This window comes from Shewanella khirikhana, from assembly GCF_003957745.1.
GTDB lineage: Bacteria > Pseudomonadota > Gammaproteobacteria > Enterobacterales > Shewanellaceae > Shewanella > Shewanella khirikhana.
Genome location: NZ_CP020373.1, coordinates 1,572,213 through 1,594,083, shown reverse-complemented (window position 1 = coordinate 1,594,083; position 21,871 = coordinate 1,572,213). Strand labels below are relative to the sequence as shown.

The 21,871-nt window shown below is 53.8% G+C and carries 19 protein-coding genes; 11 read left to right on the top strand and 8 right to left on the bottom strand.

The features are described 5' to 3' along the window. Positions 1-2 precede the first annotated feature (2 nt). The 4 genes from STH12_RS06905 to astE form a co-directional block, all read right to left on the bottom strand. Positions 3-1,607 carry a dihydrolipoyllysine-residue acetyltransferase gene (locus STH12_RS06905; RefSeq protein ID WP_126166873.1) on the bottom strand — a complete coding sequence of 535 codons (1,605 nt, stop codon included), beginning with the start codon at positions 1,605-1,607 and terminating at the stop codon, positions 3-5. A 9-nt stretch (positions 1,608-1,616) separates the two neighbouring features. Continuing rightward, entirely contained in the window at positions 1,617-2,594 is a 978-nt protein-coding gene (locus STH12_RS06900) for an alpha-ketoacid dehydrogenase subunit beta (protein WP_126166872.1), read from the bottom strand. Between the two features lie 3 nt (positions 2,595-2,597). Further along, positions 2,598-3,776: a thiamine pyrophosphate-dependent dehydrogenase E1 component subunit alpha gene (locus STH12_RS06895; RefSeq protein WP_126166871.1), complete on the bottom strand. Its 1,179-nt coding sequence runs from the start codon at positions 3,774-3,776 to the stop codon at positions 2,598-2,600. A gap of 152 nt (positions 3,777-3,928) precedes the next feature. Beyond that, positions 3,929-4,975 (bottom strand): succinylglutamate desuccinylase, encoded by a 1,047-nt coding sequence (gene astE, locus STH12_RS06890; protein ID WP_126166870.1) that lies wholly within the window; start codon positions 4,973-4,975, stop codon positions 3,929-3,931. A gap of 308 nt (positions 4,976-5,283) precedes the next feature. Here astE and msrA point away from each other — a divergent pair, with 308 nt between their 5' ends. After that, complete coding sequence (gene msrA, locus STH12_RS06885; protein ID WP_126166869.1) at positions 5,284-5,778, top strand: peptide-methionine (S)-S-oxide reductase MsrA; 495 nt, start codon at positions 5,284-5,286, stop codon at positions 5,776-5,778. A gap of 79 nt (positions 5,779-5,857) precedes the next feature. Here msrA and pgm read toward each other — a convergent pair whose 3' ends face one another. After that, positions 5,858-7,516 carry a phosphoglucomutase (alpha-D-glucose-1,6-bisphosphate-dependent) gene (pgm, locus tag STH12_RS06880; protein WP_126166868.1) on the bottom strand — a complete coding sequence of 553 codons (1,659 nt, stop codon included), beginning with the start codon at positions 7,514-7,516 and terminating at the stop codon, positions 5,858-5,860. A 43-nt stretch (positions 7,517-7,559) separates the two neighbouring features. After that, positions 7,560-8,216, bottom strand: coding sequence for a replication initiation negative regulator SeqA (gene seqA, locus STH12_RS06875; RefSeq protein ID WP_126169449.1), 657 nt, complete (start codon positions 8,214-8,216; stop codon positions 7,560-7,562). 334 nt (positions 8,217-8,550) lie between these two features. Here seqA and STH12_RS06870 point away from each other — a divergent pair, with 334 nt between their 5' ends. The 6 genes from STH12_RS06870 to efp all read left to right on the top strand — a co-directional run bounded on the left by STH12_RS06870 (position 8,551) and on the right by efp (position 12,378). Beyond that, positions 8,551-9,327, top strand: a complete 777-nt coding sequence (locus STH12_RS06870) for an alpha/beta fold hydrolase (protein WP_164551286.1) — start codon at positions 8,551-8,553, stop codon at positions 9,325-9,327. A 97-nt stretch (positions 9,328-9,424) separates the two neighbouring features. After that, positions 9,425-9,646 carry a DUF2788 domain-containing protein gene (locus tag STH12_RS06865; protein ID WP_126166866.1) on the top strand — a complete coding sequence of 74 codons (222 nt, stop codon included), beginning with the start codon at positions 9,425-9,427 and terminating at the stop codon, positions 9,644-9,646. 7 nt (positions 9,647-9,653) lie between these two features. Further along, entirely contained in the window at positions 9,654-9,926 is a 273-nt protein-coding gene (gene ybfE / locus STH12_RS06860; RefSeq protein WP_126166865.1) for a LexA regulated protein, read from the top strand. Between the two features lie 52 nt (positions 9,927-9,978). Then, on the top strand, positions 9,979-10,506 hold the full coding sequence (gene fldA / locus STH12_RS06855; protein ID WP_126166864.1) for a flavodoxin FldA: 528 nt from the start codon (positions 9,979-9,981) through the stop codon (positions 10,504-10,506). A gap of 86 nt (positions 10,507-10,592) precedes the next feature. Continuing rightward, entirely contained in the window at positions 10,593-11,762 is a 1,170-nt protein-coding gene (gene earP / locus STH12_RS06850; protein WP_126166863.1) for an elongation factor P maturation arginine rhamnosyltransferase EarP, read from the top strand. A 49-nt stretch (positions 11,763-11,811) separates the two neighbouring features. After that, positions 11,812-12,378: an elongation factor P gene (gene efp / locus STH12_RS06845; RefSeq protein ID WP_126166862.1), complete on the top strand. Its 567-nt coding sequence runs from the start codon at positions 11,812-11,814 to the stop codon at positions 12,376-12,378. 343 nt (positions 12,379-12,721) lie between these two features. On the opposite strand, the gene STH12_RS06840 is transcribed toward efp, so the two are convergent. After that, entirely contained in the window at positions 12,722-14,104 is a 1,383-nt protein-coding gene (locus STH12_RS06840; protein ID WP_126166861.1) for a Na+/H+ antiporter NhaC family protein, read from the bottom strand. A 704-nt stretch (positions 14,105-14,808) separates the two neighbouring features. On the opposite strand from STH12_RS06840, the gene STH12_RS06835 reads away from it, so the two are divergent. From STH12_RS06835 to STH12_RS06825, 3 genes are all read left to right on the top strand, one after another. Beyond that, entirely contained in the window at positions 14,809-16,023 is a 1,215-nt protein-coding gene (locus tag STH12_RS06835; RefSeq protein WP_126166860.1) for a pyridoxal phosphate-dependent aminotransferase, read from the top strand. A 241-nt stretch (positions 16,024-16,264) separates the two neighbouring features. Next, a complete protein-coding gene (yfbR, locus tag STH12_RS06830) occupies positions 16,265-16,852 on the top strand; it encodes a 5'-deoxynucleotidase (RefSeq protein WP_126166859.1) in 588 nt (195 codons plus the stop codon). 9 nt (positions 16,853-16,861) lie between these two features. After that, on the top strand, positions 16,862-18,193 hold the full coding sequence (locus STH12_RS06825) for an anti-phage deoxyguanosine triphosphatase (RefSeq protein WP_126166858.1): 1,332 nt from the start codon (positions 16,862-16,864) through the stop codon (positions 18,191-18,193). 100 nt (positions 18,194-18,293) lie between these two features. Here STH12_RS06825 and STH12_RS06820 read toward each other — a convergent pair whose 3' ends face one another. Next, the gene (locus STH12_RS06820) at positions 18,294-18,926 is read right to left on the bottom strand and encodes a YchE family NAAT transporter (protein ID WP_126166857.1); all 633 of its coding nucleotides are present in this window, start codon (positions 18,924-18,926) and stop codon (positions 18,294-18,296) included. Between the two features lie 336 nt (positions 18,927-19,262). On the opposite strand from STH12_RS06820, the gene adhE reads away from it, so the two are divergent. Then, on the top strand, positions 19,263-21,866 hold the full coding sequence (adhE, locus tag STH12_RS06815; protein WP_126166856.1) for a bifunctional acetaldehyde-CoA/alcohol dehydrogenase: 2,604 nt from the start codon (positions 19,263-19,265) through the stop codon (positions 21,864-21,866). The last annotated feature ends 5 nt before the right edge of the window (positions 21,867-21,871 follow it).

The following is a 21,871-nucleotide window of genomic DNA, read 5'->3' as shown; positions in this document are numbered from 1 at the left end:
GATCAGCGCATGGCCAGCAGCATATCTTCCGGCTGCTCCAGATACTGCTTCCACAGGTTACAGAAGCGGGCAATGGTGCCGCCATCGATAACTCTGTGATCGCCGCTCCAGCTCACCTGCATTATCTTGCGCGCCTGCACGCTGCCGTCTTCGGCAAAGCGTGGCAGTGTCTGCAACTTACCCAGCGCCACAATGGCCACTTCAGGCTTGTTGATAATAGGGGTAGCCACAGTGCCGCCCAGGGCGCCAATGTTGGAGATGGAGATGGTGCCACCTTTAAGGTCCGCAGGTGTTACCCGGCCACTGCGGGCCGCCTCGGTCAGACGGGTGATTTCACGGGCCACATCCAGAATCGACTTGCTCTGCACATCCTTCACGTTAGGCACCAGCAGGCCCACTTTGGAGTCCACCGCCATACCTATGTTGTGGCTGGCCTTGTAGGTCAGCTCGGTGCAATCGGCATTCACCTGACTGTTAACCACCGGAAACTCACTGAGAGCCAGTGACAGCGACTTCATGAAGAATGGCATCATGGTCAGCTTCAAATCGTCACTGCTGTACTTGGCCTTCATGCGCTCGCGCAGGGCAACGAGATCGGTAAGGTCAATTTCTTCACAGTAGGTAAAGTGCGGGATGCTGGAGACTGAGTCCATCATCTGACGCGCCATCGCAGCTTTTACGCCGCGAATTGGCTCCACTCTGTCACCAACTGCAGGCTGTACAGGAGCCGCCGCAGAAGCAGCTGTCGCTTGAGCTTGAGCAACAGGGGCTTGAGCGACAGGAGCTGTGCCGCCCTTCAGGTACTGCTCAATGTCTTCTTTATACACACGGCCATGCTTACCGCTGCCGGGCACCTGCGATAAATCCACATCCAGGCTGCGGGCCATGCGGCGCACCGCTGGGCTTGCCAGCGCCTTGCCATTCCCAATAACCGCAGCGGTAGCCGGAGCAGCACGCCCAGACTGGTTACCATCGTCACTTGCGACTGGCGCTATGTTAGCCGTGGCAACCGGATGATCAGCTTCCACCTCGATGGCGTAAAGCGGCGCATGCACCTTGGCAAGTTGTCCCTTACGATAATGCAGGGTAACAATTTTACCTGCTTTCAGCGCGGGGATTTGTACCAGCGCTTTATCTGTCATCACGTCGGCAATGGGCTGATCTTCTTCAACCATATCGCCTTCGTTTACCAGCCACTCGACCAGCTCACATTCCACAATGCCTTCGCCAATATCGGGCAGCAGGAAGTCTTCGACCTGCTTACCGGCACTCGCTGCAACGGCCGTGGCGCCGGGCGCAGCAGGTGTGCCGGCAGGCGCGGCTTCAGCACTGGTTTCAACCGGAGCCGCTGGCGCATCGGTGCCCTCGCCTTCGATTTCAACGGCGTACAAGGGTGCATGCACCTTGGCGATTTCACCCTTGGCGTAATAAAGCTTGCTGACCACACCGGCAAAGGGCGCCGGGATTTGCACCAGGGCTTTGTCGGTCATCACGTCGCAAATGGGCTGATCTTCGGCAATCTGGTCGCCTTCGCTCACCAGCCATTCAACCAGCTCACACTCGACCACGCCTTCACCGATGTCCGGCAAAATAAAATCTTTAATCATACCGGGCTCCTAGAAGTTGACGCTGGCCTTGATGGCTTCAAAGGTCTTGAGCGCATCCGGCATATATTCTTTTTCGTGGATAAGCGGATACGGGGTATCCAAACCACAAACCCGGGCGATGGGCGACTCAAGATACAGGAAGCACTCTTCCTGAATGGTCGCGGCGATTTCGCCGGCAAAGCCACCGGTAAGCGGCGCTTCGTGGTTAATCAGCAAACGACCGGTCTTTTTCACCGACTCGGCAACTGTGTCCACATCCCAGGGAGCCAGGGTACGAAGGTCGATGATTTCACAGGAAATACCTTCTTTTTCCGCCATTTCGGCAGCTTTTTCGACGATTTCCATCTGCGCGCCCCAGGCGAGCAGCGTGATGTCTTTACCTTCTTTCACCACTTCGGCCTTGCCCAGTGGCAGCTCATAATCGCCTTCAGGCACTTCGCCAACGCTGGCTCGGTACAGGCGCTTTGGCTCGAAGAACACCACAGGGTTTTTGTCGCGGATAGACGCCAGCAGCAGGCCCTTGGCCTGATGGGCGTTACGGGGCACAACCACCTTCAGACCCGGGGTCTGGGTGAAATAGGCCTCAGGCGACTGAGAGTGATAATGACCACCGGCAATACCGCCGCCGTAAGGGGTGCGATACACCAGTCCGCCCACATTGAACTCATTGCCTGAGCGATAACGGAACTTGGCGCTCTCGTTCACAATCTGATCGAACGCCGGGAAGATATAGTCGGCGAACTGGATTTCGGCCACGGCAGTGGTGCCATTAGAGGCCAGACCGTTGGCAAAACCGGCAATCCCCTGCTCGGTCAGCGGGGTGTTAAAGCAGCGCCCCTTGCCAAAGGTATCCTGCAGGCCGGAAGTGGCGCGAAACACGCCGCCAAAGTGGCCCACGTCTTCACCGAACACCAACATGGTTGGGTCTTTTTCCATCGCAATGCGCAGAGCACTGTTGATGGCTTGCAACATATTCATTTCAGCCACGGCTTAGAGCCTCCCTGCAGTTTTTGGATAAGCTTGCGGATACTTTTTCACGTGCGCCTTCAGCGACTCCAGCTGCTTTTTCAGCTGCGGCGTTGGCTCATCGTAGACATCCTCAATGATCTCATCGATGCGGGGGGCCGGAATTTTCTCGGCCACTTTAACGGAGGCCAGGACTTCTTCGCGGTATTTCTCGTACATGGTTTCATCGTCGGCTTCGGCGAGCCAGCCTTTATTGATAAGCCACAGCTTGAATCGCTTAACCGGATCGTGCTCACGCCATTTGGCTTCTTCTTCCTTAGAGCGGTAACCGGAAGGGTCATCAGAAGAAGAATGGGCACCGAGTCGATAGGTCATGGCTTCAATCAGCACAGGCGCATTGTGCTCAAGGGCATAGGCACGGGCCTGCTGGGTGGCGGCAAGCACCGCCAGCATATCGTTTCCGTCTACGCGAATGGTATGCATGCCGTAGCCCACACCGCGGCTGGCAATGCCGTTACCGGCAAACTGCTCTTCGGTGGGGGTGGAAATGGCGTAGCCGTTGTTGCGGCAGAAGAAAATCACCGGCGCTTTCAGCACCGCAGCCATGTTCAGACCGGCGTGGAAATCGCCTTCTGAAGCTGCGCCTTCACCAAAGTAGCAAATGGCCACATTGCGCTCGCCTTTCATTTTCAGGCTGTAACCGACGCCGGTGGCTTGTGGGATTTGGGTGCCCAGTGGCGAGGAAATGGTTTGATAATGCAGGGCTGCCGTGCCGTAATGGATAGGCATCTGGCGGCCTTTACCGAGATCTTTTTCGTTACTGAACATCTGGTTCATAAACTGCTCAGTCGTAAAACCGCGATAGCGCAGGGCGGCGTGCTCGCGGTATTGAGCCAGGATAACGTCTTTGTCATCCAGGGCAGCGGCGCTGCCGACGATGGCGGCTTCTTCACCGGTACAGGTCATGTAAAAACTGATACGACCCTGGCGCTGTGCACCCAACATGCGCTCGTCCAGCACCCGGGTGAACACACAGGCGTCATAGATGCGCTTGGCAAGGGCTTCATCGATTTGCGGGAGAACGGCTTCCTCGTAAGGCGTACCGTCGGCCTGAAGGATCTTGAGAATGGGGATGTGCAGCGACTCCCTGTCGAGGAAGGAGACCTTATGCACAGTCTCTTGGTTTGTTGTTGCGTTGCTCATATTCTGCTCTTGTTATCATTGTGGCCGGACACAACCTGGCCTGTATGTAAAACGCGGGATGAACATTACGTTAACGTAAACTACCTGACAATCATTACACTATGACGGGGGACAAGTTTCCCCCGAATGCATGTATTAATTGCTTTACAGCCTTATTCCACGTGTGGATTTACCGCGGGTACCAGCATGATCACAGTGCGCTGGCCAATAGGCACCTTGGCATTGGGGAACACCACAGCTTCGGTTTCCTGCTCAATCAGTATGTCCTTACCGGCCTGACGGGCAATCACATGGCCACGGGGGAAGGCAGTAAAGTTTTCTACATCGGTGCTGAAGGTAAATTCAAAGTCGTCGGCTTCTTTATTAATGACCCTGCAAACCTGATAGAGGTTCACCTGAGTGGCATCAAAGGCCGGCAATTCCAGCGGCTCAGCACAGATAAGCCGTTTAAACATTTCGCGGGTGCTGTCGAACTTGCTCATGTCGTTCTGCCCCATGGGATACACCTTGCCAAGCTCTATGGTAAAGGCGTCGGCGCGGAACAGTTCCGATGAGAAATAACTGAAAGTAGTGGTAGGTTCGTGGTGGAACAGCACTGTATCAACGCCACTCGCCGCCAGGAACATGATTTGCTCACCACTGAAGGCGCGGCCTGGGCGATAGGGATAGATAGCAAACTTTTCATGCTTGGAGCCACGGATGGCGGTGTGCAAGTCGTAATGAATTCGCTGTCTGCCTGCGCCGATTGCCGCGCCTTCGCTGAAGAACCGAGTGACATAGGCCTCAAGCTTTTTGGCTCTTACCCGCTCCGGGTTTGACAGCCCGGGGCCACGGCTGTGCTCACCGCTAAAAAGGCGGTTCATGTTTTCATCTACGATGCGGGTGCCATTGTTGATGGCGGCCGGGTTTCCAATCAGGAACAAAACCCGCTCTTTTACCTGCAAACGCCCTTCCAGCAGATCCCGAATAAGGCCGTTACAAAGCTCAATGGGCGCAGTTTCGTTGCCGTGCACCCCGCTCGAGAGCACCACATCTTTTTGGCTGTTGCCGGCTGCCGGTTCAAACAGCAGTACGCCGGTATCCCAAAGGCTTACTTTGGTGTGGCCATGCAGAAGTTGGGGGGCGATGGGGTTTAAGTGTTCAGGATTGGACAGGGTGAGATGCAAAAAGTCTTTGCAGCCTTGCAGTAGGTTAAGCACTTGGGGTCTCCTTTCTCTGAGGAAGGGGCGAAGACAGCTTCACGCCTTCCCTAAGGCTTTGCTTGCTGATAACCGCCTGTTGGCCGGACATTACAGCCGAGCAGCCAGACAACTGTTAAGCAGTCAAACCGGCAGCAATCCGTGAGGCCATGCAGTTTTTTGTGCCAATACTATCACAGCTATTTAAGCCTGATCTCAATCATTTAGCCATTGCCACGCCGCAGTTGATAACAAAGCCGCCTCGCCCTATTGCATTTACGACAAAGTTTCATCACAATTTAGCCGTCCAGACATCCATAGAGGTTTCCATGTCACAATCCAGTTCATCATTTGCCACCTTCGGCGCCGGCTGTTTTTGGGGTGTAGAGTATTTTTTCCGGCAGATCCCGGGCGTGATCAGCGCCACCTGCGGTTACATGGGCGGTAACGACAAATATTCCCGCTATGAAGATGTAAAGAAAGGCATCACCGGCCATGCCGAAGTGGTGCAGGTTGAATTCGACCCAAGTCAGGTGAGCTTTGACGATTTGCTACAGGTGTTTTGGAAAAACCATAACCCAACCAGCCTCAACCAACAGGGCGGTGACATAGGTACCCAGTACCGCAGCACTATCTTTTTCCACGACAAGCTGCAAAAAGAACAGGCAGAAGCGTCCAAACTCGCCCTCGCCCGCTCTGGCCGCTGGGGTAGCCGCCACATAGTGACTGAAATCGTACCGCTGCAAACCTTCCACGTGGCCGAAGAATATCATCAGAATTATCTGGATAAGAACAACCTGCCCAGTTGCCATATCGAGTATTGAGTAGATGTAGCGCCAAGTGTGCATCCAAAGATAAAAAAACGCGCCATAGGGCGCGTTTTTTTATTGTGCAGCAAAGCGTTTAGATTTTAATGGCCTTGAGCGCCGCGCCGAGAATAGCCTGTGCATCGGCAATCAGCTCACCCAGATGAGCCTCGCTGACAAAGCTTTCAGCATACAGCTTAAACAGCGGCTCTGTGCCCGATGGCCGGGCGGCAAACCAGCCTTTGTCGGTGCACACCTTAATACCGCCAATGGCAGCATCGTTGCCCGGGGCCTTGGTCAGCACCGCGGTTATCTCATCACTGGCAACAGCGGCTGCCCCCAGGGTTTCAGCATTCAGCGCAGCAAACTTGGCCTTCATCTTGGGGTTCAGCGGGCTATCGATACGCTTATAGAAGCAGCGGCCGTGCTCGGCAACCAGCTCTTCGTAACGCTGGGCAGGCGTTTTACCTGTCACGGCAAGGATTTCGGCCGCGAGCAGCGCCAGAATGAAGCCGTCTTTATCGGTACACCAGGTAGTGCCATCCATTTTAAGGAAGGCTGCACCGGCACTTTCTTCACCGCCAAAGCAGACACTGCCATCGGCCAGACCATCGACAAACCACTTAAAGCCCACCGGCACTTCCATCAAAGGCACCTGATGGGCGCCGCAAACCTTGTCGATAAGTGAGCTCGACACCAGGGTCTTACCCACAGATAAGGTTTTGGCCCACTGGGGTCTGTGGCCCAGCAGATAGTCGATGGCAACGGCCAGATAATGGTTCGGATCCATCAGGCCAGTGCCCGGGCATACGATGCCGTGGCGGTCGTAGTCAGGATCGTTACCAACGCAGATATCAAATTTGTCTTTATGTACCAGCAGGCCGGCCATCGCATGGGGCGATGAGCAATCCATACGGATTTTGCCGTCTTTATCCAGGGTCATAAACCCGAACGTTGGGTCAACGCTGTGATTAACCAGAGTGATATCAAGCCCATACTGTTTGGCGATCGGCTGCCAGTAATGAATGCCGCTGCCACCCAGTGGGTCAACCCCAATACGCACGCCAGCTTTGGCGATAGCGGCCATATCCACCACTTGCGCAAGGTCGTTCACGTAGGGCGCTATCAAATCTTTATGCTTTAAAAACGGCAACATTTGCGCAATGCCGTAGTTAACCCGCTTCACACCGTCAAGGGCGTGCAGCAGATAGTGATTGGCACGCTTTTCAATCCAGCCGGTGATCTCGCCTTCAGCCGGGCCGCCATGGGGCGGATTGTACTTGATACCCCCGTCCTGGGGCGGATTGTGGGATGGCGTGATGATAATGCCATCGCAAAGAGCAGCGGCATTGCTCTGGCCACGATTGGCGGCAACAATGGCCTGGCTGACCACAGGCGTTGGGGTAAAGCTGTCATTGAGCTGGGCAATCACGCACACATGGTTGGCAACCAGCACTTCAATGACCGACAGGTAAGCAGCCTGCGACAACGCATGGGTATCCATTCCCAAATACAGGGCGCCACCGATCCCGGCCTGAGTACGCCAATCCACCACGGCCTGTGCGATGGCCAGAATGTGCTGCTCGTTAAAACTTTTATGGAACGCGCAGCCACGGTGGCCAGAGGTGCCGAAGCTGACTTTCTGGGCCGGATCGTTTACATCCGGTACCAGGCGGTAATAGTGGCTCATCAGTTTGGGGATATTAACCAGATCCCCTTGCTGGGCGGGCTTGCCCGCGCGGTCATGGATTGCCAAGACGTGTAATCCTTTATTCAGTCATCCAAAACGTGTGGCTCATTCAGGCCAGTGCCAATTCGCCGAGGGATTTGGCGCGCACCGGATCGCAGCCAAGCTGCAACAGCGCTTCTTCCAAAATGGTGCGCTTTTTAGCGGTATTGTTATTGGTGGTTACCCAAAAACCGCTGCAACCAATCTCTTTCGGGTTGGCCGATTTACTGGCCTTAAGCAGTGCCTCTTTGGAGGTGGCAAAGTAGAGGCGATCGCGGCCCTGGATTTGCAACACCTGCTCGAAACGGCCTGGGGCGGCGGCGTGCAGGCACTCCAATGCGTACAGGAAGCGGCCTACGGCGCCTTTTTGCGCATCGAGGCTGGTTTCGCTGAGCAAGTTGGCAAAATCGATTTCGGCGCTCTTATCTGCACTCGCATCCGCGCTTGGCTCAGCGCTGCGAACAGTAGCGATATCTGCTGATACGGCCGACACCTGAGCAGCCACTGTGGCAGCTACTTGAGGCTTGGCGGTAACCGCATCGGCCACTTTTGCCGCAGCCGGGGTTTCCATGCTGGGCTCACTGATATCGACGGGGGCAGCTTCGGTGATTTCGGCGACCGACAGTCCCAGCAGACGCCTCAGAATGTCGGAGGCACTCTCGCCAATACGTTCGGTTTTGCCGGCTATGTAGCGATAGAGCTCTTCATCCACTTCTATATATTTCATCACCAATGCTTTCCTTTTGTATTCTCTGGCGGCTTTCTTTGAAGCCGACTCGCCGAAGAAAGCCCAGTGTAAGCCACTCCAACAGATTGATAAAGCGCTCCAAATTGAAAAGCGTGTCCAAGTTCGGCTAACTTGGCGGCGCCCGGGTTTAAACGGGTAAAAAATAGCCGCGCAGGCCAGCATCAGGCCGCAAACAGGGCGAAAATTCCAGCGCGCCTTGAACCTATCCGCCCCAAAAGGCAAAATTGCCCTCCTTTAATTCAGCCGCAACAGGTAACAGGCGCAGGATATGCAAGCCACAGAGCACCAGTTACAGGCATCACAGCCGCAGACAATTAATTACAGCACCCAGGGGCAAGGGGAAGATGTCATCCTCATCCATGGGCTGTTTGGCGATCTGGACAACCTTAAGGGCCTTGGTCAGGCGCTGGAAGAGCACTACCGGGTCACCCGAATCGATGTGCCCAATCACGGCCAAAGCCCCCATTGGGATCACATGGATTACCCTTCCCTGAGCCAGGCGGTGATTACACTGATGGATGAACTTGGGATTGAGAAAGCCCATCTGGTGGGTCACTCCATGGGCGGTAAAATTGTGCTCGCCACCGCCCTTGGCCACCCAGAGCGGGTCCGGTCTGTCGTGGCCGCCGATATTGCACCGGTGGCCTATCAGCCCCGTCATCAAAAGGTGTTCGATGCCCTCACCTCGCTGCCGTTGGATGGCAGTGTCGATCGCAAAGCTGCCCTTTCCCATGTGCTTGGCAAAGGGGTGGATGAAGGCACGGCGCAGTTTCTGTTAAAAAGCCTGCGCCGCGCCGATGAGGGGTTTTATTGGCGGATGAATCTGAGCGGCCTTATCAGCGCTTACGATGCGATTATTGGCTGGCCTTTTGAAGATAAACACTTTGATGGCGCAACCCTGTTTATCCGCGGCGAAGACTCAGATTACGTCAGCGCCGACCACAGGGATGCGATACTGTCGCAATTTCCTAAGGTGCAGCTTAAATCCATTGGCGGCGCCGGGCATTGGCTGCATGCGCAAAAGCCCGCCATCTTTAACCGCCTGGTGAAAAACTTTCTGGACAGCCAAAGCCCTGAGGCGCTTGGGTAAAGGCTATAGCAGGCGCTAATATGATGTGATATATTCGCGCCTCCTTTTCAAGACCGGGTTTTTCGCCCACACCAGGACACGAACGGAGTAAGCCTCGATGTTAGCTCAGCATATGCAGCAGATTGAAACCTTGGGTCTGAATCTGTTTTTTGCTGCCATATTCTTTTTCATCGGTATGGCTATCCATGATGTGCTCAAACAGGGAAACGTGCCTAAATTCGGCCGTTATATTGTTTGGTTGGTGCTGTTTTTGGGCTGCGCCGGTTTTATCGCCAAAGGTATCATCCAGATGACATGGGAAGGTGCCGGTATAGGTTAACTCGACAATGGCAAAAGAAGCAGCAGACAGAACAACAATCGATCTCTTTGCCGATGAGAAGCGCCGTGGACGTCCAAGAAGCAATCCTCTGCCCCGTGAGGCGCAGCTGAGGATTAACAAACGGAACCAGATCCAACGGGACAAGGCAAAGGGCCTGAAACGAATAGAGTTAAAGGTGTCACAAGATTTGTATGACGCCTTGAACGAAAAGGCGCTGGCCAGTAACATCAGCCGCAGCCAATTAATCGAATGCATTCTTAAGCAGGTTTTTGACGATTGAGTCAAAAGTCGCAGATGACGCGCAATCGCAACTGATATTTAAAGGAAAGACAATGGCTACTGTAGGTCTTTTTTTCGGCAGTGACACAGGCAACACCGAAGCTGTCGCCAAGATGATCCAGAAAAAATTGGGCAAGCACATGGTAGATGTCAAAGACATCGCCAAGAGCACCAAGGAGCAGATCGCTGATTTCGATCTGCTGCTGTTCGGGATCCCAACCTGGTACTACGGTGAAGCTCAGTGTGACTGGGATGACTTCTTCCCTGAACTCGAGCAAATCGATTTCACCGACAAACTGGTAGCCATTTTCGGCTGCGGCGATCAGGAAGATTACGCCGAGTACTTCCTCGATGCCATGGGCATGGTACGCGACATCGTTGAAGCCCGTGGTGGCATCATCGTTGGTCACTGGCCAACTGCCGGTTACAACTTCGAAGCCTCCAAGGCGCTGGTAGATGACGACCACTTTGTGGGTCTGGGCATCGACGAAGACCGTCAGCCAGAGCTTACCGAAGAGCGCGTCGAAAAATGGGTTAAGCAGGTATACGAAGAGATGTGCCTGGCCGAGCTGGAAGACTAATTCCAGACTCCCACAATATCAGCGGCGCTTTGGCGCCGCTTTTTTATCGGTGATTTTCACCCCTTAAGCCCGTACGCAGCGCCTTGATGAATAACGACACTCAAGCAACCCGTCCAAGCCACTGGGACATCTTTTGCGCCGTCATCGACAACTATGGCGATATAGGTGTCACCTGGCGTTTATCCAAGCAGCTTGCCCGTGAATACGGCATTGCCGTCAATCTGTGGGTGGATGATGTAAACAGTTTTGCCCATATTCTGCCGGGGCTTGACCCAAGCATCCCAAGCCAGCTGTTCGATGGCGTTACCATCAAGCAGTGGCAGCAGCCGCTTAGCCTTCCCTTTATTGCCGGTGACGTGCTGATTGAAGCCTTTGCCTGCGAGCTGCCCGATGAGGTCAAAACCGCTGTCAGCAGCGCAGCCAAAGCGCCTGTGTGGCTCAATCTTGAGTATCTAAGCGCTGAAGATTGGGTTGATGGTTGCCACGGCCTGCCATCGTTTCAGCCAGGCGGCATTAACAAATACTTCTTTATGCCGGGGTTTACCGAGAAAAGCGGCGGCCTGATTTGCGAAAAAGACCTGTTTGCAGAGCGCGATGCCTGGCAGGCTGATTCCGCTAATAAGCTGGCACTGTTTAAAAAATTGGGCCTCACCGGCATAAACGCCGACGACAGGGTTATCAGCGTTTTTAGTTATGAAACCGACGCCCTGCCCGCCCTTTGTGAACTGCTCGCTAAAAGCGATAAGCCAGTACATATGCTTATTCCAAAGGGGCGCAGCTTCAACAGCCTTAGCACACTACTGCCTTGCCCTGTGGCCGAGCTGACTGCCGGGATGCAAATCCGTGACCGAAGCCTTTGTATTCACGTGCTGCCAATGACAGATCAGCAAGGTTACGATCGGCTGCTGTGGAGCTGTGATTTCAATATCGTTCGGGGCGAAGACTCCTTCCTGCGGGCCCAATGGGCAGCCAAACCCTTTATTTGGCACATTTATCAACAGGAAGAAGATTATCACCTGGTAAAATTAGAAGCTTTTATGCGCCTTTACTGCGATAATCTCGACTCTGAGATTGCAGATTGCTGGAAAAATCTGAACCTTGCGTTCAACCAGCAACAGGCGAGCGCAGTGCAACAGCACTGGCAAACTATCGAATCTTTCGCTTTGCCGCTGTTGGCCCATGCCAAACAATGGCCAATCGATGCACTAAAGACGACTGATCTGGCTTCGCGGCTAGTGCAATTCGTCAAAAAATAGTTAAGATACCGCCTTAAAGTAAAACGCCCAAGATATAGGAAATTTAGTAATGAAAACTGCTCATGAAATCCGTCCAGGTAACGTGATCATGTTTAACGACAACCCATGGGTTGTTCAGAAGACTGAAACCACTCGTTCAGGCCGTAACGCTGCTATCGTGAAAATGAAGCTCAAGCACGTACTGATCGACTCTTCTACCGAGACCACCTTCAAGGGTGAAGACAAGATGGACGTAATCGTTCTCGAGCGTCTGGACTGCACCTACTCTTACTTCGCCGATCCTATGTACGTATTCATGGACGCCGAGTACAACCAGTACGACGTAGAAGCCGATAACATGGGCGACGCTGCCAAGTACATCGTTGACGGCATGACCGAAGAATGCCAGGTAACCTTCTACGAAGGCAAAGCCATCTCTGTTGAACTGCCAACCACCATCGTTCGCGAAGTGGGTTACACCGAGCCAGCCGCCCGTGGCGACACCTCTGGTAAAGTGATGAAACCTGCCAAAATCGTTGGTAGCGATCTGGAAATCATGGTTGCCGAATTCGTTAAAGAAGGCGACAAGATTGAAATCGACACCCGTACCGGTGAATTCAAGAAGCGCGTAAACTAATTACCCTTCTTTGAAGCAAAAGCCAGCCCAGTGCTGGCTTTTTTGTTGCCCGAAACCAAAGCAATTCAAAGCGCCGTGCGAGCCTGCAACAGCGATTAAGCTCTCTCTTTGACCTCTGGCCTATTCGTGAAGCATCAGTATCTATAACAAGCGGCTGCGTGGCCTTTTAAGCGCGCACCTAAGTGACTATCAAGCCTCTTAAGCTCGTCCCGTCTTTGCGCCCCAGACCAATCAGTACCGCCGTATAGGCCATACCGCTATCCAGCCATTGATGTTCGCCAAATATCAGACATAAAAAAACACCCGGCAAGCCGGGTGTTTAATGTGAGTTGCGCGATACGCCTTAAGCGAGCAGGATAAAGCCCACAAAAGCGAAGGCTGCGGCAATCAGCGCATAGGGCAGCTGAGTCACTGCGTGGCTCACCAGATTACAGCCAGAGCCCTGGGCGGCCAGTACGGTCGAATCTGAGTAGAAACACGCCTGGCTGCCGAAGGAAGATGCTGACAGCAGCGCACCAATCACCAGCGCAGTATCGGCGCCCACAGCATTGGCAAGTGGCATCACGATAGGGATGGTTACCGCAAAAATCCCCCAGCTGGAGCCGGTAGCAAAGGCCAGCACTGCCATCGCCAGAAACACCACCGCAGGCAGCATCTTGGCGGTCATGTAAGGACTCAGGGTATCGATGACATACTGAGGCAGCAGCAGCTGATCGCACACATCCTTAAAGATAAAGGCGGCGATTACAGTGCCAATGGCTGGCAACATGCTCTTAAAGCCGTCAATCATCTGATCCATCATCTCAGACAGTGGCATCAGCTTTTGTACCGCGTAGTAAGGCAGAGTGACCACCAAAGTCGCCAGCAGGCCTTTCCAGACGTCGATATCGAAATACACGGTGAAGGCAACCAGCAGACCCAGCGGCACCAAAAAGTTGTGCAGCTTACCTTGCTTGTCGGCATGCTCGAACTCGTCTTCAATGGCTTTTACGGCGTACTCGTCAGAGGTTTGCACTTCTTCCCAGTCAACCTGCTCTTTGGCAGGCTCGCCCTTGGCAGCAGCAAGTTCCGCTTTTTTCATCGGGCCGATGGCAGGCACGACGCCAATCACAACCAAAAGCACCATGATGACCGCAAGCCAGGCGTACAGCATGTAAGGGATAGCCGACATGTACACGCTGATGGCCTCGCCTTCGGCGGCAACACCGTTATCTACCAAGAGGCCACCGAAAAACACGGCCCAGGTTGACAGCGGCACCAACACACACACGGGCGCAGCGGTGGAGTCCACCACATAGGCCAGCATTTCGCGGGACACTTTAAATTTGTCGGTTACGCGCTTCATGGTTTCACCCACGGTCAGCGCATTGAGGTAATCGTCGATAAAGATCACCAGACCCAACACAAAGGTCATAAACAGCGATGATTTACGGCCTTTGGCCAGCAAAATGGCTTTTCGGCCGAAGGCCAGCGCGCCGCCGGTACGCACCAGCAGTGCAATCAAGGCACCGAAGCTGCCACACACCAGAATAAGCCAGCCAATGGTTTCATCCTGCATCACCTTCAAGGAGGCATCGGCAAAGTTGCCGAGCACAGAAGAAGGATCCAGCAAGAGCAAACCGGCAATGGCGCCGATGATCAGAGCAAGAATTGGACGACGCAGCCAAATGGCCAGCGCCAGCACCACCATGGGTGGGATCAGACTTATCGCTGTCGGTTCAGACATGCAAACAGGTCCTCTATCAGGGCCCAACAGGGGCAAAAGTTTTTGGGTGCCGGCGCCCAGAGGACCTTATTCACTCCCGGGCACCGAATTCGCTGCTTTATTATGGGCATACCGCCAGTCGGTCAGGTTACTGCTGCCGCTTTTGTTCGTGCCTGGGTAAAAACATCGGGCAGAAAAATAATGTGCATCGTCCGACCAGTCAACCAGAAATTCCATTCAAGTGAACATTTTTTTAAAAACTCGAATGAAACCTATAAATATTCCTTTAATTTAAATAAGTTAGATATAAGCAAAAGAAATGAATTTCACCTTGCTTATGCGAATATCCATGCGTCCAAAGCGCCGCTTTCGCCGCGGCGGTTAAATTCAGCCGCTTGGTCGCCGCACAGTCCACTGGGAAAGCACATCACGACAAAGACCTCATACCAAAAGCCGATGAAAACCTGGCTAAGAAACCTTAAACAACGCCTGGTTTTGGTAATGCACGCTTAAAAGCACCACCAAAACAGCATATATCTCTTTTTTAACAGCTTAAATACCGAATCAATCAGGATATTTTACTGAAATATTTTCATAAATTTTGAGATTATCCTCTTTTCGCACTTTGGGAATTTGGGTATTGTGATTGACCGCGCGGCACACTTATGTCGGCGGCCACATTGACAATATCAGGCACAGCACCAGACAGGATCCAGAGGTAACGGATGCATCCCATCATCAAGTCCAACAAATTAGATACCGTTTGCTATGACATTCGCGGACCGGTACATAAAGAGGCCCGTCGTCTCGAAGACGAAGGCCACAGGATCCTGAAACTCAACATTGGTAACCCGGCCCCATTCGGCTTTGAAGCGCCGGAAGAAATTGTCCGTGATGTGATTCTGAACTTACCCAGTGCCCAGGGCTATTGTGAATCCAAAGGCCTGTTTTCGGCCCGCAAAGCCATAGTGCAGCATTATCAGTCCCAGGGCATTTTCGGGGTCGATATTGAGGATATCTACATCGGCAATGGCGTGTCCGAGCTTATCGTGATGGCGCTGCAGGGGCTGCTTAACAGCGATGATGAAGTGCTTATCCCCTCACCCGACTATCCACTGTGGACTGCGGCCGCCAATCTCGCCGGTGGCAAGGCGGTACATTATCGCTGTGATGAAGATTCCGACTGGTTTCCGGATCTTAACGACATCAAAGCCAAAATCAGCCCGCGCACCCGCGCCATCGTGCTGATAAACCCCAATAATCCCACCGGCGCCGTCTACTCCAAAGAGTTGTTGCTGGATGTGGTTGAGCTTTGTCGCCAACATTCACTCATCCTGTTTGCCGATGAGATTTACGACAAAATCCTCTACGACGATGCCAAACACATTCCGATGGCAAGTCTGTCGGACGACATTCTTACAGTGACCTTCAATGGCCTGTCCAAGGCCTACCGCGCTGCGGGCTTCAGGGTCGGCTGGATGATGCTCTCCGGCAACCTTAAAGCCGCTAAAAGCTACATTGAAGGCCTGGATATGCTGGCCTCCATGCGCCTTTGTGCCAACGTACCCAATCAGCACGCGGTGCAAACCGCCCTGGGCGGCTACCAGAGCATTAACGAGCTGATCCTGCCAAACGGCCGCTTAAGTGTGCAGCGTGATACCTGCTTTGAATATCTGAACAGCATTCCCGGCGTCAGCTGTAAAAAGCCCAAAGGCGCCCTGTATGCTTTCCCCAAGCTCGATGCCAAACGCTTTAACCTGCGTGACGATGAGCGCCTGGTGCTCGACTTATTGAAGGAAAAGAAAATTCTGCTGGTTCAGGGCAGTGCCTTTAATTGGCCGGAGCCGGATCACCTGCGGGTGGTGTTCCTGCCCCACAAGGAAGATTTGGAAAAGGCCCTGATGGCTTTTGGCGAATTTTTGGAAAACTATCGACAGTGATTTATCAATAGCTGTCGCCGGTACGCTGCCAGTCAGCCACTGCAATCATATAAATCCCAAGCACCGCACCTGCGGTGCTTTTTAATGGCTGTCATTCCCGCCAGCCAACGCTCACATCGGAATCGAAAAGTCGACTGCCCTTTTTGGCTAAGTTGCTGTAAAGTTGAACTATCCGCCCCAATAAGGCCCAAGCTCACTTATCCAGTGGCAAGGCCCCACGCATTCAGGGAATCGCAGCATCATGAGTCATCTTTTCGCCCATCTCGCTCGCCTCAAATTAATTCAACGCTGGCCGCTTATGTTCAACGTTCGCTCCGAGAATGTGCAGGAGCATTCATTGCAGGTAGCCATGGTTGCCCACGGTCTTGCTGTGATTGCCAAACGTCAGTTCGGTATCGAGGTCGATGCCTACAAAGCTGCAACTCTGGCCATTTTCCACGATGCCTCCGAAGTGCTGACTGGCGATCTGCCAACCCCGGTAAAGTACTTCAATAAAGATATCGAGTTTGAATACAAAAAAATTGAAGCCATCGCCGAAGAAAGACTGCTCGAGATGGTGCCGGAGGAGTTTAAAGAGGACTATCGCCCCTTGCTTGTTGCAGACGAAGCCGATGAAGAAATAAAGCATCTGGTGAAATCCGCCGACACCCTGTGCGCCTATCTTAAGTGCCTGGAGGAGCTTAAAGCCGGCAACCGCGAGTTCAATACCGCCCGCACCCGCCTCGAAGCCATGCTGGATGCCAATCCCCATCCGGCGGTGAAGTATTTTATCGACTGTTATGTGCCCAGCTTCAAGCTGGATTTGGATCAGATAAACCGCATGCTCTGAGGAGCCAGAATGCAAAATCCATGGCATGAACGCCGCCACGGCGAAGACAAACACAGACGTAACGACCACAGAAGCCCGTTCCAGCGCGACCGCGCCCGGGTGCTGCACAGCGCCGCCTTCAGGCGCTTGCAGGCCAAAACCCAGGTGCTTGGGGTTGGTATGAACGACTTTTATCGAACCCGCCTTACCCATTCATTGGAAGTGTCACAAATCGGCACCGGCATCGCCGCGCAGCTTAAGCGCAAACATCCGGATAAAGAGTCACTTATCGACTCCATGAGCCTGATTGAATCCCTGTGTCTGGCCCACGATATCGGCCATCCGCCGTTTGGCCACGGCGGCGAAGTCGCGCTCAATTACATGATGCGCGGCCATGGCGGCTTTGAAGGAAACGGCCAGACCTTCCGTATTCTCACCAAGCTTGAGCCCTACACGCCGGGCTTTGGCATGAACCTGTGCCGGCGTACCCTGCTTGGCATATTGAAATACCCGCAACTCGCATCTGCCCTTAAAACCACGGCTCCCGATGTGGAAGTGGCCCATTATCGCCAGCTGCGCCCCGCCGACTGGCCGCCGGTAAAAGCCGTGTTTGGCGAAGACGCCGACGTATTCGATTGGGTACTGGCGCCGCTCTCGGCAAACGATAAACACACCTTCACGGCGTTTGCCGCCGCCGAGGGCCGTCGCCACGGCAAAACCCTGTATAAGTCGCTGGATGCGACCATTATGGAGCTGGCTGACGATATCGCCTACGCGGTGCATGACCTTGAAGATGCGATAGTCATGGGCATCGTCAGCCGCGAACAATGGCTTGATGGGGTCGCGCCCTTACTCAGGGAGAGCGGCGACAGCTGGATAAAGAGCGAAATAGCCACCATAGATAAGCACCTTTTTGCCGCCGAGCATCACCTACGCAAAGATGCCATAGGTACCTTGGTGAACGGTTTTGTTACCGCCATCGCCATGGTAGAGGACGACAGGTTTGATGAGCCGCTGCTGCGCCACAATGCGGTGCTCGAGGATGAGTTTGCCCTGGCACTCAATGCGCTCAAGCGGTTTGTGTGGCGCCATGTGGTGAGAAAGCCGGAAGTTCAAATGCTTGAATACAAGGGCCAGCAAATGGTGATGCAACTGTTTGAAGCCTTTGCATCCGATCCCGAGCGGCTGCTGCCCCTCAATACCCAGGGGCGCTGGCGCGATGCTGCCGACAAAGGCGACAATGCCATGCGGGTGATTGCCGACTATATCTCCGGCATGACCGACGAATTCGCCATTCGGATGCACCATCAGCTGTTCAGCCCCCGCCTCGGCGGCCTGAACGATCTGGGTCAGGATTTTTAAGAAGGCCACTGCCAGCTACCCAAAACAAAAAGCCCCGCATTGAGTGTGGGGCTTTTTTATCAGACTGGCTGGAATTGGCTTTTGGTGATCGGGCCCAAGTTTAACCAAGCAAGTTAGGGAACAGCCCCTTAAAGCCTGCAGCCATCACCTCGATACCGATAGAGAGCATCAAGAGGCCCATCAAACGGGTGATAACGTTAATGCCCGTCTTGCCCAAAACCCGGTAAATCACCGACGCCATGCGGAACAGGCCGAAGCTCAGAGCACCAAAAATCAGTACAGTGACAAACATGCCCACCAGATCAATGAGAGTGTTGTGCTCAGCGGCAAACACGATAACCGAACTGATGGCACCAGGGCCTGCCATCAAGGGCAGCGCCAGCGGTACTACGGCAACCGATTCCATGGCGGAGGACTCTCTGTCTTCTTCCTGGTTACGTTTTACTTCGCCAAGCTTACCCTGCAGCATCGACAGGGCGATGATAGCAATCAGGGTGCCACCGGCAATTCGAAACGCCGACAGCGAGATAGAAAACATATTGAGGATGTGCTGCCCGGCCACTATGGTCACCAGCAGAATAATCACCACTGCCAGGTTGGCTATCTTACCCGTGTGGTTACGCTCGGCCTCGGTCTGATGGCTTGTGAGGCTCACAAACACAGGCAACAGACCTATGGGGTTGATGATTGCCACCAATCCCAGAAAAAATTTTATATAAACCGTTACGTCCACCTAAGGATCTCCGGGGCTTGAGAGCCCATAAACTGATGGTAAAAACCGAAGCGATGCAGGTGATTACTCTACATTAACCCCGTAAGGCCGAAAAATGAGATTTTCTGCGTTTTGTCACAAGTTCGGATAAAAATCCCTTATGAATAGTCGGTAATCGCCATTCGTGCAAATTGTCATCAAAGTGTAGCTCTTTCTGTTGTTTTATTTCAGATGCGCGCAGCTTTGTGTTACAGATCACGGTCGCAATACCTATATAGGTGTAATTTTTCAGTCACAGACAAGAGTCTTTAGCTAAATTCAATTTTGCTAAACATTCTTTTTCACGGGAACTTCATTATGACAGTCACCAACACCCAGGAACTCAACGCACTGGTTGAACGCGTCGCCAGGGCTCAGGCCCAATTTGCTTCTTACAGTCAGGAGCAAGTGGACAGCATTTTCCGCGCCGCCGCCCTCGCCGCTGCCGATGCGCGCATCCGTCTTGCCAAGATGGCCGCAGAAGAAACCCGCATGGGGGTCATTGAAGACAAGGTCATCAAAAACCATTTCGCCTCCGAGTACATTTACAACAAGTACAAAGACGAAAAGACCTGCGGCATTCTCGCCGAAGATGCCACCTTCGGCACCATTACCATCGCCGAACCCGTTGGCATCATCTGCGGCATTGTGCCCACCACCAACCCAACCTCCACCGCTATCTTTAAAGCACTGATAAGCTTAAAGACCCGTAACGGCATCATCTTCTCACCTCACCCAAGGGCCAAGGTTTCCACTACTACTGCCGCCCGCATCGTTCTGGATGCCGCCATAGCCGCAGGTGCCCCGAAAGACATTATCGGCTGGATTGACCAGCCGTCGGTGGCGCTTTCCAATCAGTTGATGACCCACGAGAAGATAAATCTAATTCTCGCCACCGGTGGCCCCGGCATGGTGAAAGCCGCCTACTCCTCCGGTAAACCAGCCATTGGCGTTGGCGCAGGCAATACCCCAATCGTGATTGACGAGACCGCCGATATCAAACGCGCCGTCAGTTCGATTTTAATGTCCAAGACCTTCGATAACGGTGTGGTGTGCGCCTCCGAGCAGGCAGTTGTGGTGGTAGATGCGGTTTACGATGCCGTGAAAGAGCGCTTTGCCAGCCACGGCGGCTATCTGCTGAGTAAAAAAGAAAACGCTGCGCTGCAAAAAGTTATCCTCAAAGACGGTGGTCTTAATGCCGACATCGTGGGTCAAAGCGCCGCCACCATTGCCGCCATGGCCAATATCAAGGTGCCTGCCCACACCAAGGTACTGATTGGTGAAGTCAGCAACATAGACGAGAAAGAGGCCTTCGCCCACGAGAAACTCTCACCGCTGCTTGGCATGTACCGCGCCGCCAACTTCGAAGAAGCCCTTGATAAAGCCGAAGCCCTGGTTGCCCTTGGCGGCATTGGCCACACCTCCGGTCTTTATACCGATCAGGATACCCAGGATGAGCGGGTGAAAACCTTCGGCTACCGAATGAAGACCGCCCGTATTCTGATTAACACTCCAGCCTCTCAGGGCGGCATCGGTGATTTGTATAACTTCAAGCTCGCGCCTTCACTAACCCTGGGCTGCGGCTCCTGGGGCGGCAACTCCATTTCCGAAAACGTAGGCCCAAGCCACCTTATCAACAAGAAAACCGTCGCCAAGAGGGCCGAGAACATGCTGTGGCATAAGCTTCCATCGTCCATCTACTTCCGCCGTGGCAGCCTGCCGATTGCCCTCGAAGAGCTGAGCGGCAAGAAGCGCGCCCTGATAGTGACCGACAAGTTCCTGTTCAATAACGGCTACTGCGACGAAACCATCCGTATTCTCAAGTCTCAGGGGCTGGAAACCGAAGTCTTTTATGAAGTGGAAGCCGACCCAACCCTGGCGGTGGTGCGTGCCGGTGCCAAAGTGGCGACCAGCTTCCAACCCGATGTGATAGTCGCTCTGGGCGGCGGCTCCCCCATGGATGCGGCCAAAATCATTTGGGTAATGTACGAGCATCCAGATGTGGACTTTGCCGACCTGGCGCTGCGCTTTATGGATATCCGTAAGCGTATCTACAAGTTCCCCAAACTCGGCGCCAAGGCGATGATGGTGGCCATTCCCACCACCTCAGGCACCGGCTCCGAAGTCACGCCCTTTGCGGTGGTGACCGACGAGCAAACCGGCGCCAAATACCCGATTGCCGACTATGAGCTGACCCCCAACATGGCCATCGTCGACCCCAATCTGGTGATGGATATGCCCAAGTCGCTCACCGCTTTTGGCGGTATCGATGCCATTACCCACGCACTGGAAGCCTATGTCAGCGTGATGGCCAACGAATACAGCGACGGCCAGGCACTGCAGGCGCTGGATTTGCTTTTCAAGTACCTGCCAGACAGCTACGCCAAGGGCGCTCAGGCTCCGCTGGCGCGGGAGAAAGTGCACAATGGCGCCACCATTGCCGGTATCGCCTTTGCCAACGCCTTCCTGGGGATTTGCCACTCCATGGCCCACAAGCTGGGCGCCGAGTTCCACCTGCCCCATGGTCTGGCCAACGCGCTGCTTATCAGCAACGTCATCCGCTTCAATGCCACTGACCTGCCTACCAAGCAGGCGGCGTTCAGCCAGTACGACAGACCCAAGGCCCTGTGCCGTTATGCCGCCATCGCAAGCCACTTAGGCCTTGCCGGCAAGAATGACGAAGCCAAGGTCGAGGCGCTTATCGCCAAGCTGGAGGAGCTTAAAGCCGCCATTGGTATTCCTGCATCTATCAAGGATGCCGGGGTAAATGAGGCCGACTTTATGGCCAAACTCGATGAACTGGCAGAAGATGCCTTTGACGATCAGTGCACAGGTGCTAACCCACGCTACCCACTGATTAGCGAGCTGAAACAGCTGCTTATCGACAGCTTCCATGGCCGTGCTTATAAAGACGAGGCCTGACAGGC

What these genes read in the sequence shown, in the direction of transcription:
- earP (WP_126166863.1), top strand. Translation starts at nt 10,593, where the DNA reads ATGAATAACGACACTCAAGCAACCCGTCCAAGCCACTGGGACATCTTT.
- STH12_RS06895 (WP_126166871.1), bottom strand. Translation starts at nt 3,776, where the DNA reads ATGAGCAACGCAACAACAAACCAAGAGACTGTGCATAAGGTCTCCTTC.
- seqA (WP_126169449.1), bottom strand. Translation starts at nt 8,216, where the DNA reads ATGAAATATATAGAAGTGGATGAAGAGCTCTATCGCTACATAGCCGGC.
- yfbR (WP_126166859.1), top strand. Translation starts at nt 16,265, where the DNA reads ATGAGTCATCTTTTCGCCCATCTCGCTCGCCTCAAATTAATTCAACGC.
- STH12_RS06835 (WP_126166860.1), top strand. Translation starts at nt 14,809, where the DNA reads ATGCATCCCATCATCAAGTCCAACAAATTAGATACCGTTTGCTATGAC.
- adhE (WP_126166856.1), top strand. Translation starts at nt 19,263, where the DNA reads ATGACAGTCACCAACACCCAGGAACTCAACGCACTGGTTGAACGCGTC.
- STH12_RS06905 (WP_126166873.1), bottom strand. Translation starts at nt 1,607, where the DNA reads ATGATTAAAGATTTTATTTTGCCGGACATCGGTGAAGGCGTGGTCGAG.
- msrA (WP_126166869.1), top strand. Translation starts at nt 5,284, where the DNA reads ATGTCACAATCCAGTTCATCATTTGCCACCTTCGGCGCCGGCTGTTTT.
- efp (WP_126166862.1), top strand. Translation starts at nt 11,812, where the DNA reads ATGAAAACTGCTCATGAAATCCGTCCAGGTAACGTGATCATGTTTAAC.
- fldA (WP_126166864.1), top strand. Translation starts at nt 9,979, where the DNA reads ATGGCTACTGTAGGTCTTTTTTTCGGCAGTGACACAGGCAACACCGAA.
- STH12_RS06840 (WP_126166861.1), bottom strand. Translation starts at nt 14,104, where the DNA reads ATGTCTGAACCGACAGCGATAAGTCTGATCCCACCCATGGTGGTGCTG.
- STH12_RS06865 (WP_126166866.1), top strand. Translation starts at nt 9,425, where the DNA reads ATGTTAGCTCAGCATATGCAGCAGATTGAAACCTTGGGTCTGAATCTG.
- ybfE (WP_126166865.1), top strand. Translation starts at nt 9,654, where the DNA reads ATGGCAAAAGAAGCAGCAGACAGAACAACAATCGATCTCTTTGCCGAT.
- STH12_RS06825 (WP_126166858.1), top strand. Translation starts at nt 16,862, where the DNA reads ATGCAAAATCCATGGCATGAACGCCGCCACGGCGAAGACAAACACAGA.